This is a genomic window from Leptospira wolffii serovar Khorat str. Khorat-H2 (assembly GCF_000306115.2).
Taxonomy (GTDB): Bacteria; Spirochaetota; Leptospiria; order Leptospirales; family Leptospiraceae; genus Leptospira_B; species Leptospira_B wolffii.
Genome location: NZ_AKWX02000020.1, coordinates 794,628 through 812,382 on the forward strand (window position 1 = coordinate 794,628; position 17,755 = coordinate 812,382).

A 17,755-nucleotide genomic window follows, 5' to 3' on the forward strand; every position below is an offset into this window, starting at 1 on the left:
TTACTCCTAAAGTATTAGGAGGACTTCAGAAAATGCGTAATCCTCCGTATGGCTGATGCTGAGACGGATCGAGCTAGGGTTCAGACTTCGAATATATTCGGCTAGGTTTCCGTAGAATCGGAAGTAAGGCCTACCGTAGTCATCGTTTCGTATCTCAATTTCCGAATATTTTAATATAAGATCCGGCTCTAAGAACAATCTTCGACCGTCCAGCGCTTTGATAAAGGCTTCCTTGGCGGCGTATCTTCCTGCAAAGAAATACGCCGATTGGTCTTTGGGTTTGGACTTCGCCCTGCCTCTCTCCCATTCCGTGAAAGTCTCCTTCAGAAAGAAGCTGGCGGAATCTTCCACGACTTTTGCAAATTCCGGAACGAAGGTGAGATCGATTCCGATGGAAGCGGAGGATAGATCCCTAACTTCGAAAAAGGAAGGATTCGGTTCGTTTGCGGTCTTCATCCTTTTTGCTCCGATCGGATTCTGTAGTCGGCGTCCAAAAGGATTCCAATTTCGTCCTCTTCGAAATAGGATTTGGTTTTTTTCTCATAGAGAGGCTTGCCGACCCCCATCCTGATTTCGTGGTAACGATTTCTTCCGCGTATTTCCCTTTCGTTTCGTTTAGAAAGATATTCCGCTCTCTTCTCTTCCGGAACGGATGCGAGAAAATAATCGGAATGAACGAGCAGACAGAGTGCACCTACATGTCCGAATCCTAAGGTCGTTAGCATTCCCGCTTTTAGCTTATGTTTTCCGAAGCGAATGCTCTCGTCCGAAAAGGTAAGGAAAGGGTATTCGTTCATATCCGGATCCACTTCTTCCAGATTCCGATTTCCAGTTACGATCCCTTCTTCCAAACTTTGTAATACGCCTATTGTCTGCCAAGCTGCGGCTCCGCCCTTGGAATGTCCGGTTAAGAATTTTTGGGAAACGATCGGTAAAAGATTGCCTTCGCTTCTTCCCAGTTTGCGTAGAAGGTTATAGAGGAGTTTGTTCTCGTTCTTATCGTTTGCCTTGGTGGATGTATCGTGTTTGTACGCGACTCCGATATCGTCCGCCGAAAGTCCGAATGCGGATAACGCGTCTCTTAAAGGAGAATTTCCTTTTTCCGATTCCGCACCTAAAGAAAGGAGTCCGAGTCCGGGTGCCGGAATCGAGGCTTGAATACCGTCCGTTTTGGAGCCAGCATATGCCAGGATTCCGTAAACGGGTAATCCGGCCGCAAGTGCGATGTCTCCTCTTGCGAGTAGAATCACTCCTCCTCCGTGCGCCTCTACGAAACCTCCTCTTCGAATATCGTTCGGTCTACAGATCGCTTTGGGCTCTATGCCGATCGCTTCCATTTCCACGCTACTCGCGGTGGCTTGCATATCTCCGAAACCTACCAGGCCTTCTTCCGAATAATCGTCAAAGGCTCCGGCTAACATAAATCCCGCTTTTCCTTCTCGGATCAGGCCCGCCGCCATTTCGAGGGAAATCCCCGCCGTTGCACAGGCAGCGACAGGAGTTTGCACGGGACCGTAAGCTCCCACATAGGATGTTAAGGCCCAAGCAGCGGTCACATTGATTAAGGATTCTTGGAGTGCGTCATGCTGTCTTTCCTTACCGAGTAGGAAATCCTGAAACATCCGTTTCATTTTTCCCATTCCACCCATACCTGAGCCCACCGTGGAGCCGACTAGACTAGGATGTAGGAACCGATACAACTCCATCGGCTCCATCCCCGCGCGAAGAAAGGCTTCACAAGTGCAGTAAATATTATATACCGTGATAGAATCCACTTGCTTGGTAAGATCCTTAGGAATTCCGTATCGAGAAGCGTCCCACCCTTTCGGAATTTGGCCTGCGACTTTTCTCGCGAAGTCGATGGCCTTACGAACTTTGATTTGGCTTCCTTTTTTACGTCGGACGAACCATTTATCTTTTTCCGAATCGTGGTATTTTTCGGTGAAATCCGGATCCGCCTTTTTGAATTCTTCCGCCTCTTCCGGTCCGGAAACGGGCAAGAAGAAGTCCTCCTCCAAAACCACGTCCACAAAGGAAAATAACGCGTCAGGGTCGAATCCTCTGCTTTCGGAATCTATGATTCGGATTCCCGAATGAGCCAGAATCTTTTCCTCGTATTTGGACTTGATCTCCCATTCCGGAACAGGCTCGCCCGTTTCCGAATCGGTCCAGGTTCTGCCTTTATCGGAGGCCTGGAATTTCACGAGACCCATGGTCCATGCAAGTTCCAGAGCGCCTTCCAAGGAGAGGACTCCTTCTTTTTCCAATTCCCAACGACTGTGGGAACTTCCACCGGGGCCTACTTCCGCAAAACCGACTACGCAGATTTGTTTGGATAATTCGGGTAAAGGACTCTTGGCGATTTCTTTTAGATGATCTTCTTTAGGAAAGGAAGGATAAGCATAGGCTTCTTTAGGTAACGTTTTTCGTTTTTCTTTCTCCACTTCGCGGGAAAGAAGTTCGTTCTTTAATGCGAAGATTTCTTTCTTATTTTTGGCATCCGTAAGGATCCCGGCTCGGATTTCGGAAAGGGCTCTTCCCAGATCGGTGACGGAGTCCAAGCCTCCCGTGAAGTCCGCTTTTAAGACTTCTTCCTTGGATTGGAACGCGACGTGATGGATGAGGCAAGAAAGTAGAAGTCCCATTTCTCTGCGTGAGAATGTGGAGATCCCCGTTTTTTCCTCCAGGGCTTGTGCGACTATGTCGTTCGCTTCCATTAAGCCCGTGCCTCTTACCCACCCGATTACGCAGCCGTGGATTCTGGTATTTTTTCCCCAGTCTTCCGCTTCGGAGAATTTTTTTCGAAATAGAGTCTCGAGTCCCAACTTCGTTTCCGCATACATCCCGTCTCTACCAAAGATTCCATGGTTCGGAGACAAAGGAAGAATAACGTGTATAGGAGAGGAATCCTTTCCGAAGGATCCTCTGCTTCTTCCTAGCGTACCTATCAGCTTTTCCACACCAAGGAGCATAACGCGCAGAGAGTTTAAAGAAGAATCGTCCAATTGAGACGCGGAATTCTCCTCTCCTACCGCTCCGAACGGGATCAATACGTCCGGTTGCCAGTCTTTGGAAGAGAGCCAATCAGAGAGTCGGGAGATATCCTCGAAGGATCCTTGGGAGAAAGGAATAATCTTTAAAGAAGAACCTTCGGCTCCGTATTTCTGGAAAATCCTTCGGTATATTTTCAATTTTTCGGACGAATAGGATGTCGTGGTGAGAATGATTTCCGCTCCACCGGCCAATAGGGAGAATACAGTTTCTAATGCGATGGAATTCGGTCCGGCTCCCGTTACCAAAACCTTTAATCCGGAGAATCCGATTCCTTCGGCTACGCTTTTTTCCAACGTTTGTAGGAAAATTTCGGACTCGGCGGAATTCTTGGAGAAGGAGCTTCCATAATCTTTACTCGCTTTGATGGATAGCTTGTTCTCCAGGAATCGTTTTGGGTGGACCTTCTCTTCCTCTTCTCGGAAATTCCAATTTCCTTCCGGAGAGATCTCCAATTTAGGTCTGAGTACGGAATTCGAGGCACGGAAAAGAGGGCCTTTTCCTTTTTCGGATTTCCAGGAAACAATCAGATCTTCCGTAATCTCCTGAAGTTTGGAGTAAGGTACTTGATCTTTTTCGGAAGAAGTTTCCCATTTTTTCCAAAGGCTCTTACGATAGCGCAGTATCTTTTCTAGCGCGTCACTTGCGTGATTGGTAAAATACGTTTTCTCCTGAAGGGAAAAAGCGTCTCTCTTACCAGTTTCCAGTTCGGCAAGCAGTTGTAATAATCTCTTCTTGGCCCATTGTTCCGAATTGGAGAAAGTGACGATTTTCTTTTCGTCGAAAAGGGGAGAAGGCGCCGTCTCGGAGACCTTTTGTCTTGCGGCCTCGATTTCCATTCTATCTTTGATTAAGAATTCGGAATATGGATCCTCTCCTAAAAGTCTTCTTCGGAAGTCTTGGATGGTTTTTCCGAAGATCCCTTCCACTCCGAAGTATTTTCTTTCCAATTCTTCCAGAGCGGCAGCGTCCACTTTCGCTCCGCTTCCGGAACCTCCTCCCACCGCGGATTTTTTTCCTATGCGGATTCCTTTAGATTGAGCGAATGCATCCACCGCTTTATCTAGCCATTTGCTCGCATCTTTTGCGCCGGATAATCTGGAGTTTAACGAGATCGGGCTTAGAGAGCCTTTTTTCAAAGACTCTCCTTCTCTTACTACTAAAGGAAGAAAAATGCTCAAAGCGAATACTCCGGATTCGGAGAGACCTCTTTCTTCTTTCAAGTGCTTGAAGACTTCTCCTCGTCCGAAATCCGGCGGGAAGAATTTCTTTAAAGTTTCTTCGAAGACGGTCCTTAAATACGGGCCCGGTTGGTTGTAGGAGGATTGTTCCTCCAAAGTTTTCACGAGATCCCGAAGCGATTTTTCATGAGCGCCGTCCAAACTCTGGGTCTTGAATTCCGCTCCTAGGTCGGCCATGACTTGGTTTCTTTTGGAGGAATTTCCCCCGAATAGGGCGTCTATATTCTCCTCTTCCGAAATCTCGTCGGGGCGGATTCCCGCTTTCAAGGAGAGAAGTGCGAATAACGCATCCTTTCTACTCAAGCTTACCGAGGCCTCGTCGCCGGATGAATCGGAGCTAACGACAACGGAAACCTCTTCCGGCTTAACGATAGTTTGGGAAGCAGGAAGAACCGGTTTCGATTCCGCTTGGACCTGCGTTTCTGGTCTGGATTCTTCGATATGACTCCAGGCAGCGTCCTCACAATCCTCTCCTTCCGACAAGACTATATTTCGATTTTCCTCCATGTGGAGGACTTCGTAAGAGGAGGAATCGGACAGATCTCTTAGAGTTTGTCTCGCCATTCCCGCTAGGTCGCCTCTGGCGCCCAGATCTATGAGTCTGCGTACTCCTAACTCCTGGAAGAAAACGTCCTGCGTTAAGATCCATTGTACAGGCATTGCGAATTGATAAGCCAATAACTCGATCAGAAGAATGCGCCGTAGATCCTGTTCGGAGACCGGGACCGTTTGCTTATTTAGAATTTCTGCAAGTATCGGACTGCCTGAAATCTCCTGAACTTTTGCAATGAATTCTTCTTTCGTGGAAAACGGACGGGCGACTAAATTCGGGATATATCTTCCGTCCAATTCGTCGAAATGGGAATTTTTAGGGATGTTCATCTCCAAAGTTTTTCGGAATTCTTCCACTCCGGAGACCAGAACTCTGGAATGGAAAGGCACATCGATTCCCTCCAAGCGAATGGTCGTCTTTTTGCCGCGAACGATTTCCTTGAACTTGGCCTCCATTTCTGCGAGCGCTTTGAGATCTCCGGTGACCGAATATTGCTTATCTCGAATATTCAGGTTCACTACTTCCAGGGGAAGACCGGTTTTTTCCCGTATATTCTTAACAACTTCAAGAATGGTTTCTTCTCCCAAGCCTACGTGACGGTTTCCTAATACTACGCTCATTCCGTAGGGACTTCTGCCTTCCGCATCTCTAGGAACGAGGCCCTGCATAGTGAGGCCTCTTCCATATACGATTCGGATCACGTTTTCGAGACCGAGGAATCCTCTTGCGGATAAAGCGGAGAATTCTCCGAGTGAGTGACCCGCAAACGGGGCCTCCTTGACTAAGAAGCCTCTTTCTTTCAGAATTTCCCAATCGGCCATGGATTTAGTCACCAAGGCGACTTGAGTGAATTGCGTGAGGTGCAGAACCCCTTTCGGATGATTCCAAATCCGTTTTCCTACCCGGAGAACAGTCGGATTCTCTTGCACGATTTTTAATAAAGAAAAACCTAACTCGTTTTGAGTGGTGGCTTCGGCTCTTTGCCAGATCTTTTTGGCTTCCGGAAATTCGTCTTTGAGTTTCATCCCCATGCCTTGGGATTGGGAGCCTTGTCCGGTGAAGACGTAACCCGTTTTGGGAGGAGCGATCGCCGCTTTGCCTCTAAGCTTTATTTCTCCTTGGCGATTGGTTACGATTACTTCGAGAATCTGATTTCCTAAGGACTGAGCGATATGCTTGGCTTCTAATTTCAATTCTTCCCCTAAAGATACGGGGGCCTCGAAAAATTCTTCGAAGGAGAATAATCTATTCGGATTTCCATTGCAGGCATCCGTTACGATTTGCTTGATCACTCTTGCGGACGTCCAAAGTCCGTGTACGATTCTATCCTTCCAGCCCGCATAGATCGCGAAATCCTTATCCGTATGGATCGGGTTCGTGTCTCCAGATGCGGAGGAATATTCGGACATCTCCATAGGAGCAAAGAACGTATGGGAGAGTATTCTGTGTTTTTGGTGTAGATCGGTTTCAGATTCCGCGTCTTGGAAGACGGAAAAGAATTTATCCAGATTAGAAGGTTCTCCGAAAGCGTAGGTCTCTTCTTTTCGGAAATCTCCCCAGGCCTGCGTTCCGGTCGGAGTTACTATTTCTACTTTTCCGATCGCGAAAAGCTTTTCGATTCGAGAATCGATTCTCTCCGATCGTTTTTCAGAAGAAACGAATCTAAGAGTCGTTCCCACGGCAACGGGAGATCCGGATTTTCCTTCGATCCAATCTAAAGAATTTATAATATCGCATTCCGCTTGGTTTCGGATTCGGATCTTTCGGTCGATCGGTATGGAATCGAATTCTCGGAAAGGTTCGATCGCATCCCGAATCAGGAATGCGGTTCGAAAACTACAAATCGTTTTTCCGTTTTTAGAGACCGTGCCGGCGATGGATATCTCTTGGCCGGAACCTAATTTTCGAACTCGAACGATTTGCGCTTGGGATAAAAGTTTTTCTCCGGGGCAAAGATTATGGGCTTCCTTTTCCCAGCGGAAGGATTGGGAAAGATGTAGTAATTTGAAGAGGTTTTTATTTTCCAATCCGAATAGAGGTGCGAGTAGTGCTTTCCACGCAAAAGTGGTTCCCATGCTTAAGGGCGGATTCGGTTCGGATTTAAGGTCGCTTCTTCTCAACTCGCCGATCGCTTTCCGAAATTCTAATATATTTTCCCGATCTATTACGATTTCGTCCTCGTAGACTCCTTTGTTCTCGGAGCCCGAAGATACGGATTCTAAATTCCAGATCTTACGATAGAGTTCCTGAACGGACTTTTCTTTTAGTTCCGAATCTTCTCCGAAGAAGGATTCTCCCGTTTTCTCCGAGTGGAATTTTCTACGAAAGGGGATCGCATTTCGATTTTTAGGATCATAGTAGATCAGATCCAATTCCGCAGAGTCCTTATCTAACAGTCGGAGCTCCACTTTCAACATCTCTCCTTCCGATACGCGGAGGAGGATCAAATCTCCGTTAGGACTCGTTTCCCATTGGAACGTTCTGCCGGTTCTAGGAGCGAAGACCGACGCAAGGTCGGAAATTGTGGATCCGATTCTAGGAGATAGCAATAATCCGGAGAGAAATCCGTTTCCTAATTTCGAAAGATGGCGAATCCATTCGGAAGGAGAAATCTCCATCTCTTCCCGGATAAGAATATGACTCGAGTTAATTTGCTCCGACGGAAATAGATCGGATAGAGTCCGAGAAAGAATTCTATCCGTAAAAAGATTCGACCAGGAATCGATGCGTTTGGCTTTTTGGGAATATACTTCTTCCAAGAAATCGGAGAAGATTTCTCCTACGCTTTCGTTGGCTTTACGGATTCCTGAAACTGCCTTAGGGCCGGGGATCCAAGCGCACGCATCCGGATCCATGTCCACACAATGGGAATACCAGAGAGAATCGGACCGTATCCATTTCACAAGATCCTCGTCCAGCACGGGCACGAAATTCACGGGCTTGCCCGGCCTGCGGCAAACATCCAAGAAAAATATCCCGTCTTCCGGTAAGACTATTTTGTCGGCAGGGTAGGAGGATTTCCATTTCGTCAAAAAAGAATCCGGATCGGAGAGTTCATCTAAATTCTGTAATATATAAAACCCTTCCGAATTTTCGGAAAGTCTGGATTCGAATCTTCTTACGAGTTCGAATAATCTGGTTCGATAGCTTCTGTCGATATAAGGATGATCCGGCCATTCTCCCTCGGGGGAGATAAGTCTTGCTTTAGAGCAGGTTAGTTCGATATAACGGGAAAGGACTTCGGTGTAAGTCATTCTCCCCAGATCTCCGAAGTAAGGCTTTGCCGTGGCATTGCATAAAGCGATCAATTCGGCTCTTCGGGACTCTACGTTTTTTCGGGCTTCATCGGATTCCTTTCCTTTCGTAAGTTCCTCGGCTAAAGATGAAAGCTTAGTCCATGTATTTTGCGCGTAATAAATATCCGCACCTAATCCGGAGCGTCCGGATAAAACTCCGCCTGCGCTTTTTCCTTCTTGTGTGGTTTTCCAATTATCGCTTCCACCCAAGGAGACGAGAGCCTGTTTTATTTTTTCGGAGGTGCAGCACTCTTTGGCGGCCATGAGTCTTGTGCCTAAGAAGACGGCGTCCACAGGCATCGGATTTTTACCAGCCCAGGTTCCGAATAGCCAATCGGTCGTTTCTTTTTTCTCTCCGATTCCTCCGCCTACGGCCAATATTATGTTTTTGCAATCTCGGATTTCGGAATAAGTGGAGCGCACCAATTCTTCCAGGTCTTCCCAACTATGATGTCCTCCCGCAGCGCCACCTTCTATCTGCATCAGGATTTGGGACTCGGGAATCCTCTTCGCTATTTCAAGGACTTGCTTGATTTGCTTTTGGGTCCCCGGCTTAAAGGAGTTCATCCATATTCCCAGAGATTCCAGGTCCCTTAAAATTTTGACGGCTTCGTCCGTTTCCGGAATTCCGGCGGAGATCGTAACTCCGTCGATCGGAGCTCCTTCCATTTTAAGTTTCTTTACTAAAGGAAGTTGTAAATTCCAAAGATAAGCATCCAGATATAGTAGATTGACTACGATCCCCGTACCTGCAGGAAGTTCCCGACGGAACACATCCATTCTCTTTCTAAATAATTCTTCGGTGACTTGTCCGCCTCCGGCCCATTCCACCAAGTAACCTTCCTTGGCGGCCGCGATTACCATATTCGGTTCCACCGTAGAAGGGGTCATTCCTCCGCCGAAAACGGGAGGTCGTCCGCTCCAAATCGAATAGCGATTTCGAATCAACTTCCGACCGTTGGGAAGAATAACATGGCTAGGAACGAATTCCTTCCAAGGAGTCGGAAAATCCAAAGGATCTTCCTTCTTAAAGGAACGGAGAGATTCTTCTCTGCTTAAATTCCGTATTAGAAAAGCTTTTCCTTTGATGGACGGAACGCATAGTTTTTCCGCATCCGTTCCCGGTCCGAAGGAAAGAAGTAATATTCTAGTCTCTTCGTTTTTAAGAGAATCGATGCAGGTATCCCAGTCCAGAGTCTCGGCGACCGCCATTCGGGAAAGAGAGAGAGCTATATCGCTTTCCGTTCTAAGATCTCTACCATCTCTTGTATCGTATAAGGGAATCCGCAAGTCCCCGCGATCTGGAGAGAAGCCGACTCTTTTGCAATCCGCCTCGAGTAGGACGGGAACTCTTCGCAAGAGCGGGCTATGAAACGGAGCCGATACTTTTAGAAAGGACCAGGATTCGGTATCCGGAAACGACTGAGAAGAAAGTACGTCCCGGAATTCCACAAGAGCCTCGGGGGATCCGCATAATACTCTAACCTTAGGGCCGTTCTTGAGACCGAGATAGACCATTTCTTCGGAAGTTCTGCCCGCATTAAATTTATCTAATTCTCGAGATAGGATTTCATCTTGTTCCGTTCGGAGTGCAGCCATAGGCGAAGGTGTTTCGTCGGGACGTAATCGTTTACGAAAGACGGGATCGAAGTCCAAAACGGGAAATTCTTCCTGGGAACGGATCCCAAGGTTCAAGAGAATGCGAACGATTAAGGAAAGGTTTCGTAAGAAAGAAGTCTTGTCATGAGAAAGAGAAAGTAAAAGTCCAGCGTAGACTCCCTGGGAATGTCCGAAGATTCCCTTTATGGACGAGGAGAAAAATTCCCAGTCGCTCGATTCTCTAGCGATCCTATAAAGACTGGTCGCCTGCGCTATAAAGATAAGAGGAACGCTGTAGGAACAATTTTTTAATACGAAAGAATCAGGAGTTTGTTCCGGATAAACCAACCAATTTTGCAGATCGAATCCGTAAGGAAGGACTAGGGCAACTCTCTTGGAATCTAATGAAGAGTATTCTTCCTTTAGCGACGTAAAGATTACATCCCAGAATTCCGAGTTGGAATTTCCTTCTTCGAAGAAAGATCTCAATTCCGGCATAGGATCTATGCCCTGTCCTCCGAATACTACATATGAACTCGTATTCGCTTCGCCTAGATGGTTAAATGATGTGAATGTATGATCGGATGAGATTGGATTGTCAGAATATTTCGATTTCATTTAAACGACCTTCGGTTAATAAATTTTCGATTGTATGCATTACGTTTTTACTCGGCTGAGTTTACGTTTTGATTTCAAGAAAAAAATATTTCTAGACTCTAAAAAATAAAATCATCTCTTCTTAACGGCGTTAACGAAGGTATAACAATTGCTACATCTTGAATATTTTCCTAATTTATAATATGAATGTACAGATTCTATACTAATGAACGTAAGTTAACTAACATTGGTTAGCTAACGATCGTTCGTAAGTAAGTGAGTTTTTGCTCGCATGCCCTCGTTTGCTGTGACGAACGAGCGCTTATTCTTGATGAACGATTGTTTACATAGTATTAGTAAAATATTAAGTAATTCATTCGTCATCCTCTGTCTGCTTGCGTTCGGAGGTTCGCTTAGGGCGATAGGATTTCAAGATATCGTTTTCGAAGGGCCGTTTAGATCTTTCCCACTTGACGGGAGGATATCCGCTCGTAAGTTCTTAAGCCGAAACAAAGATAAAGAGGTGTTGTGGAAATGCGGAGATCCGTTCTGTTATTATCCTTACTAGTCGCGGGGTTTTACGGTTTTTGGTGCAATTACGATTTAGGAAATGCCGAGGAAGCGAGGATTCTTTCCGTGGATTCGATATCTTACGGAAATGGTCGAGGCAAAGGAAACCTGATCGGAGTCGAGCCATATATGATTCCCGCAGATTACTCGAACCAAGAAAAGTTCCTACAGAAAACCGAATCCTATTTTATCAAGGCAAAGGAAGAAGGCTGGCTGAACGAAAAGACGGTTATGGTCTTTCCCGAATATTATGCGACCTGGCTCGTGGTTGCGGATGAAAAATCCGGAGTGTATTCCGCTTCTGATATCCAATCCGGATTATTCCTTTTGATTTTGAGACATCCTTTTCGATTCCTTGCCGATTATATTTCATCTTCCGAGAGGGAGGCGCTACAAGCGGCGTTATTCCGGACTAAATCGGGATCGATGCGCGAGATATATGAGAATACATTCTCCTACCTTTCCCGCAAATACGGAGTCACCATTCTCGCCGGATCCATCGTTTTAGAATCTCCCATCCTGGAGTCCGGAAAAATCACTTCGAATTCCAAAGATCTGTATAATGCTAGTTTCGTGTTCGGAAGAGAAGGCCGGGTCTTGGATCCGCCGGTGAGAAAACGTTTTTTGACCGAAGAGGAAAAACCGTTCTTAAGCGCTTCCTCTTCTCCCGGAGTCGTAGTTCCTACACCTGCCGGTAGGATGGGGGTGTTGGTTTGTGCCGATTCCTGGTATCCCGAATCCTACGAGAATCTTCGTAAGAATGGAGCGGACTTCATTGCGGTTCCATCTTATATCAATCGGGGAGAGAGTTCTGTTTGGGATAAGCCTTGGGGAGGTTATAACGGAGAAAAGAATCCTTCCGATGTGGATCCTAAGGATATCGGAAAAATTTCGGAGGCCGAGGCTTGGAAAAAATACGCTCTACTCGGCCGAGCAAGCAGACTCGGTTTTCAAAACGGGATCAATATCTTCCTACAAGGAAAACTTTGGGATTTGGAATCGGACGGAGAAACGTTTTTATTACAGGGCGGAAGGCAAACCGTAGCCTCTCTGCCCCAAGCAAGGAAGAACACTATCTACAATCTATGGCTTTAAAGAGCCTTTAATTTTTCTTCGAAGGTTGCGGATCCTAGTTTTGTAGGAAGTAAGAGTACCTTTCCCGCTTTCAAGGGAACTTTAGGAACCATATACTCGATCCCCGCAAACCAAGGGAGAAGGTATTTGCTGATCGCCATGACTCCCGCCACATCAAAGCCTGTGGTTGCGATTACCTTGATCCCGGAGAATCCGTCCTTATGAATATTGCGAATCATCCATAAACCGGAAGTTTGGGTTTCCATGGTAATATCCGTGATCACCGCTTTTAGCAGGTTCTTATTGGCGCGATACATGCTCCAGCCTTGTGCCGCATCGATGGCGCGAATCGTTTCGCAACCGAGCGTTTTTAGATATTCGATCAGATTATTCGCGTAGCGATCGTTATCGTCTACGACCAAGATTAAAGGCTTCTTCAAGGTAGGATTCCCGTTCCTGCGTATTGATTGTCGGTAAGTTTCCGGTAGATTCCGTTTTGTTCCATTAAGGAATTATGATTTCCTTCCTCTACGATTCTTCCGTTGTCCATTACTATGATTCTGGGAATATCCTTAATGGTGGAAAGTCTGTGGGCGATTACGAAAGTCGTCCGGTTCGCGAAGAGTCTTCGTAACGCGTCGCTTACCAATCTTTCGGATTCGGTGTCCAAAGCCGACGTAGCCTCGTCCAAAATCATGATCTCCGGATCCCGTAATAGGGCTCTTGCGATCACAAGGCGCTGTCTTTGTCCACCGGAGAGGTTCAATCCTCGAACACCTAAAACGCTATCGTAACCGTTATCCATTTTCTTAATAAAGTCGTGCGCGTGGGCCAATCTCGCAGCGCGAATAACGTCTTTGCGCGACGCTCCCGGTTTTCCGTAGGCGATGTTATCCGCAACGTTTCCGTGAAATAGAAAGATATCCTGGGTAACGATTCCGATCTTTTTGCGGAGATCGGCTAAGCTCAGATCTTTTATATTATTGCCGTCGAACTCTATGGATCCGGTACTCGGATCGAAAAATCTAGGGATTAAATCCATTAGAGTGGATTTACCGCAGCCGCTTGCGCCTACTATGGCGACCGTTTCGCCTACCTTAATCGTCAGGTTGATATCCTTTAGGACTTCGGAATTGGTTCCAGGATAGGCGAAAGTTATATTGCGGAAGGAAATGGAATCCGAAAGTTTTTCCGTTTTGATTTTGGCTTCTTCGCTATGGTCTTCGGTTTCCAGATCGATGATTTCGAAGATTCTTTTTCCCGCGATGATCGCTTGGGATACTTTTCCCACCATCTGCGAAAGCTGAGTGAGAGGGCGAAGTAGAAATAGAAGGGTAAGTAGGAAGACCATGAACTGGCCGACTGTGAACGGAGAATCCGTCTTGCCCGCTAAGATATATTTGGCTCCGAGAGCGAAGAATCCGAGAACCACAAGAGAAGACGTCAATTCCACTAGGCTAGGCGCGATTTGCAGATAGTATTGACCCTTGAAGTTCCTACGATAAACGTTCTGGTTGATTTTCGAAAATTTTTCCTTCTCGTGCCTCTCGGTATTAAAGATACGAATCACCTTAATTCCAGAGATCATCTCCTGGAGATTCGCGTTCAGATCCGCCATCTTTTCCTGTAGTCTTTCCGTGGAGCGGGTGATCTTCTTGGTGAACAAGGTGACGGGAAGAATGATGAGCGGGACCGTTCCGCAAGCGATCAGTAATAATTCCGTATTTAAATAAAGCAGTACGAGTAGGTGTGTGACTACGTAAAAAAAGTTGATGGTCGCGTCCCGAAAATTGGAGGAGATGACTGCGGATACGACTTCTACGTCGTTTATGATCCGGCTCATCAAGAGTCCCGTCTTCTCCTTAAAGAAGTATGTGAGAGGCAACATCTGATTCTTCTCGAAGAGCTTCTGTCGAATATCACGAACGGCCCAGTAGCCCGCCGTCGCCAGACAATAGACGGAGGCCAGATACGAGAGTAATTTCAAAACGTATAACGGAAGAATGAGAAGGCAGACTGCCCATACGACTTCTCGAGGTTCCATATACTTGGTTCTTCCGTTGGACCATTTTTTGAGATCGATCAGTATCTTTTTGGAATGTTCCAGAGGATCCAAGGGAGCGTATCTGGATTTGAGAAGAATCTGTTCTTCCGCCGCGGTAATCTCGAACTGAAATCGCACGTTCGGATCGGCGGCCATGGTGTCGAAAAGGGGAATGATGGAAGTCAGGGAGACAGCATTCAATACCGCAGTCAGCAGAGCAAAGACTATGCCTAATAAAAACCGATACTTATAACGTACGGAATAGGACATTAGGCGGAAAAAGATCTTCATGCTTTTACGCTTCGGAAACGATCCGAGAAAAATTCCTAACTAGCTCCAAACCGTCCTGAGTCATGATGGACTCGGGATGGAATTGGACCCCGTAAAGATGTGGTTTGGTTTTGTGGCGCACACCCATGATCACTCCGTCCTGGGTCTTGGAGGAGACTTCCAAGACCGATGGAAGGGATTCGGGTTCTATTACTAAAGAATGATATCTTGTCGCTAAAAAAGGAGAAGGAATCGCCTTATAGATATCCTTTCCGTCGTGTTCGATCAGGCTTACTTTTCCGTGCATGATGCTAGGAGCGTTCACGACTTTTCCTCCGTGAACGAGACCGATCGCCTGGTGACCTAAACAGACTCCTAAAATCGGTAGAGTTCCGGTCATTTCCTTTAGGATGTCGATGCAGACTCCCGAATCTTCGGGTCTTCCGGGGCCGGGACTGAGTACGATCCCTTTGGGGGTCAGTTCTTTGATATGATTCAGATCTATTTTATCGTTTCTGAATACTTCGACCTTGTTTCCTATTTGGGAAAAATATTGGTATAAGTTATACGTGAAGGAGTCGTAGTTATCGACGAGAAGAATCATCGGTTCCATTCTCCTTTGAGACCGTTTCGCGCGAAGTCCACCGCTCTGAGTAAGGCCGCCATTTTGTTCTTGGTTTCGTCCAATTCTCCCTCGGGAGAGGAGTCGTACACCACGCCTCCACCCGCTTGCACAAAAGCCCTTTCTCCGTAAAAGGAAATCGTACGGATCACGATCGCCATATCCGTGTCTCCGGCGTAAGAGATATAACCAAGAGCTCCTGAATAGACTCCTCTTCTGGTTCTTTCCAGTTCGTCTATGATTTCCATGGCTCGGATCTTAGGCGCTCCGGAAACCGTTCCCGCGGGAAGGGTGGCCTTTAACAGATCGTAGACGCTTTTGCTCTCTTCCAAAATTCCGGAACATTGGCTTACAATGTGCATAACGTGAGAATATTTCTCTATGATTTTGAAATCTTCCACTCTTACGCTGCCCGCTTCGCACACTCTGCCTAGATCGTTTCTACCCAAATCCACAAGCATGATATGCTCCGCGATTTCTTTGGGGTCTGCGAGAAGATTTTCCTCTAGAAGTCTATCTGCCTCCGGATTCGCACCTCTAGGGCGGGTTCCCGCAATAGGGCGCAGATAGGTCTTTCTATCCTTACACTTGACCATGATCTCGGGAGAAGATCCTACAAGGGAGATATCGTCCAGCTTCAGGAAATACATATAAGGACTAGGGTTCACGGTTCTTAAGCCCCGATAGACTTGGAACGGAGGAACTCCCGGGCGGAATTCCAATTTGCGGGATGGAACCACTTGGAAGATATCTCCGGCGTAGATATACTCCTTCGCTTTTTGAACCGCCTTCTTATAATCTTCGTCGGGAATATTAGGAACGTATTCCAGCTTCTCCTTCGCTTCCAGAGGATGCTTCACCCAGCCGGGTAATTCTCCTTCTCTTAATTCCTTTTCGATCGCATCGATTCTTTCTAGGGTCGCTTCGTAACAAGCCTTAGGATCTTCGAATTCTGAGAGTCTCGCATTGACAACGATACGTAGAAGTCGATCCACATGATCCACCACCAGGACCTCGTCATAGAGAGCGAAGTAAGCGTCGGGCGCAGGCTCGTCTTCGGGTTTGGTATCGGGGATTTTTTCGTAATAACGCACGGAAGAATAGGATAAGAATCCTACGGCTCCTCCCTGGAAGGAAGGGAGTCTATGATCTGGGACATATTTATCGTCGCCCATGGAATATTCTAAAAGAAAGAGAGGATCATAAGTAATGATCTCGGTTTCCGGTTCATTCTTCTTGGAAACGTAGAATAACCCGTTCTTGCCGTATAGTAGTCGATACGGATCCTTGCCTAAGAAAGAGTTCCTACCTACCTTTTCTCCGCCTTCCACCGATTCCAGAAGAAAGGAATGCTTGGCCTCGGTCCCTCCCCATTTTGCAAAGAGAGAAACCGGAGTTTCCAAATCGAGGAAGACCTGTTTAAAGATCGGAATCAAATTCCCGGATTTGGTTCTTTCCAGGAATTCCTCGTATGTGATGGAGAATTCCTTCAGATGTTTGGTCCTTCTATTCCCTTACCTTCGGAAAGATAACGGGAAATAATCAATCTTTGGATCTGAGAGGTTCCCTCGTAGATTTGGAAGATTTTTGCGTCTCTCATAAGCTTCTCTACGGGATACTCCGAATTGAATCCGTAACCGCCTAAAACTTGCACTGCGTCGGTGGTGATTCTCATACAAGCGTCCGCGCAGAATGCTTTTGCGATAGAGGCTTGGTAAGTATTGCGATAGCCGTTATCGATCAACCAAGCGGCTTGGTGGCAAAGCAATCTTCCCGCTTCGATGTCTCTCGCCATCTCCGCGATCATAAAGGAGATAGCTTGGTTCTCTATGATGGGTTTTCCGAATGCACTACGGGTCTTCGCGTATTCTAATGCGTGTTCCATCGCAGCTCTTGCGACTCCCACCGCTCCGATAGCGACTCCGGGACGAGTATGGTCGAAGGCTCCCATTGCGATTTTAAAACCGTCTCCTTCGTTTCCGATCATTTGGCTTTTGTGAACCTTCACTTCTTCGAAGGTAATGCCTCTCGTGTCGGAACATTTCTGTCCCATGTTCAATTCTTTCTTACCTACAATCACTCCTGGAGTCTTGGAACTTACGATAAAACCGGTGATTCCTTTGTGACCTGCAGCCGGATCGGTTTTGGTAAGGACGAAGAACCAATCCGCATAACCCGCATTCGTGATCCACATCTTGGAACCGTTGATGATGTATTCGTCTCCCACTTTACGAGCGGTAGTGCGAATTCCTGCGACGTCGGAACCTGCTCCCGGCTCGGTCACAGCGTATGCGCAAAGTTGGAATTGTTCGGTCATGGGCTGTACCCATTTCTTCAATACCTCGTCGCTCGCTCCGATGAGCACCGGGGCTAAGGCCAAGTTATTTGCGAGAATTGCGGTCGCCATTGCGGAACAACCCCAGAATAATTCCTCGCCTATGATTACGTCGTCCAACTCGGCCATTCCGGCGCCGTTGTATTTCTCCGGGATATGAATATTCATGAGCCCGATTTCCCAGGCCTTTTTCAGGATTTGGAGAGGGTATTCCGCCGTTTTATCGTGGTGTTCCGCTTTAGGGCGGATTTCATTTTTTGCAAAGTCTCGCGCCAGGTCTCTGAGCGCCTTTTGATCGTCCGAAAGAGCAAAATCCATTATAACTAACCTTTATTGGAGTGGGGTTCCTCCCAACGAAACGATCGATTCGAAATTGCTATCCGAATGCGATTCAAACTTCCTTCTTTCGAAAGAAGAAGTTTCCGGAAATAGAATGGAAAACCCGAACCCTGCAAGCCCGAGGTCCTCGTTCTTGACGATTCTTCCCAACCCCGGGTGGACGG

Annotated in this window: 8 protein-coding genes; 1 reads left to right on the forward strand and 7 read right to left on the reverse strand. The window is 46.8% G+C overall.

Features of this window, described 5'->3' with window-relative positions; translation table 11 throughout:
* Positions 1–6: 6 nt before the first annotated feature.
* Both LEP1GSC061_RS16985 and LEP1GSC061_RS16990 read right to left on the reverse strand, forming a co-directional pair.
* A complete protein-coding gene (locus LEP1GSC061_RS16985; protein ID WP_016545959.1) occupies positions 7–456 on the reverse strand; it encodes a holo-ACP synthase in 450 nt (149 codons plus the stop codon).
* On the reverse strand, positions 453–10,358 hold the full coding sequence (locus LEP1GSC061_RS16990; protein ID WP_040509062.1) for a type I polyketide synthase: 9,906 nt from the start codon (positions 10,356–10,358) through the stop codon (positions 453–455). Before LEP1GSC061_RS16990 ends, LEP1GSC061_RS16985 begins: the two co-directional genes overlap by 4 nt.
* 513 nt (positions 10,359–10,871) lie before the next feature.
* On the opposite strand from LEP1GSC061_RS16990, the gene LEP1GSC061_RS16995 reads away from it, so the two are divergent.
* Entirely contained in the window at positions 10,872–12,002 is a 1,131-nt protein-coding gene (locus LEP1GSC061_RS16995) for a carbon-nitrogen hydrolase family protein (protein WP_016546794.1), read from the forward strand.
* On the opposite strand, the gene LEP1GSC061_RS17000 is transcribed toward LEP1GSC061_RS16995, so the two are convergent.
* From LEP1GSC061_RS17000 to LEP1GSC061_RS17020, 5 genes are all read right to left on the reverse strand, one after another.
* Positions 11,999–12,421 (reverse strand): response regulator, encoded by a 423-nt coding sequence (locus LEP1GSC061_RS17000; protein WP_016546689.1) that lies wholly within the window; start codon positions 12,419–12,421, stop codon positions 11,999–12,001. The two genes, LEP1GSC061_RS16995 and LEP1GSC061_RS17000, sit on opposite strands and share 4 nt — an antisense overlap.
* Positions 12,418–14,316: an ABC transporter ATP-binding protein gene (locus LEP1GSC061_RS17005; RefSeq protein WP_016546647.1), complete on the reverse strand. Its 1,899-nt coding sequence runs from the start codon at positions 14,314–14,316 to the stop codon at positions 12,418–12,420. The genes LEP1GSC061_RS17000 and LEP1GSC061_RS17005 overlap by 4 nt, the downstream gene beginning before the upstream one ends.
* Positions 14,317–14,320: 4 nt before the next feature.
* Positions 14,321–14,899, reverse strand: a complete 579-nt coding sequence (locus LEP1GSC061_RS17010; protein ID WP_016546633.1) for an anthranilate synthase component II — start codon at positions 14,897–14,899, stop codon at positions 14,321–14,323.
* Positions 14,896–16,320: an anthranilate synthase component I gene (gene trpE, locus LEP1GSC061_RS17015; RefSeq protein WP_040509351.1), complete on the reverse strand. Its 1,425-nt coding sequence runs from the start codon at positions 16,318–16,320 to the stop codon at positions 14,896–14,898. Before trpE ends, LEP1GSC061_RS17010 begins: the two co-directional genes overlap by 4 nt.
* 86 nt (positions 16,321–16,406) lie before the next feature.
* Positions 16,407–17,570: an acyl-CoA dehydrogenase family protein gene (locus LEP1GSC061_RS17020; RefSeq protein ID WP_016546864.1), complete on the reverse strand. Its 1,164-nt coding sequence runs from the start codon at positions 17,568–17,570 to the stop codon at positions 16,407–16,409.
* Positions 17,571–17,755 lie beyond the last annotated feature (185 nt).

Coding starts and splice junctions, on each gene's coding strand:
- LEP1GSC061_RS17005 (WP_016546647.1), bottom strand. CDS start 14,316: ATGAAGATCTTTTTCCGCCTAATGTCCTATTCCGTACGTTATAAGTAT.
- LEP1GSC061_RS16990 (WP_040509062.1), bottom strand. CDS start 10,358: ATGAAATCGAAATATTCTGACAATCCAATCTCATCCGATCATACATTC.
- LEP1GSC061_RS16995 (WP_016546794.1), top strand. CDS start 10,872: ATGCGGAGATCCGTTCTGTTATTATCCTTACTAGTCGCGGGGTTTTAC.
- LEP1GSC061_RS17020 (WP_016546864.1), bottom strand. CDS start 17,570: ATGGATTTTGCTCTTTCGGACGATCAAAAGGCGCTCAGAGACCTGGCG.
- LEP1GSC061_RS16985 (WP_016545959.1), bottom strand. CDS start 456: ATGAAGACCGCAAACGAACCGAATCCTTCCTTTTTCGAAGTTAGGGAT.
- LEP1GSC061_RS17010 (WP_016546633.1), bottom strand. CDS start 14,899: ATGATTCTTCTCGTCGATAACTACGACTCCTTCACGTATAACTTATAC.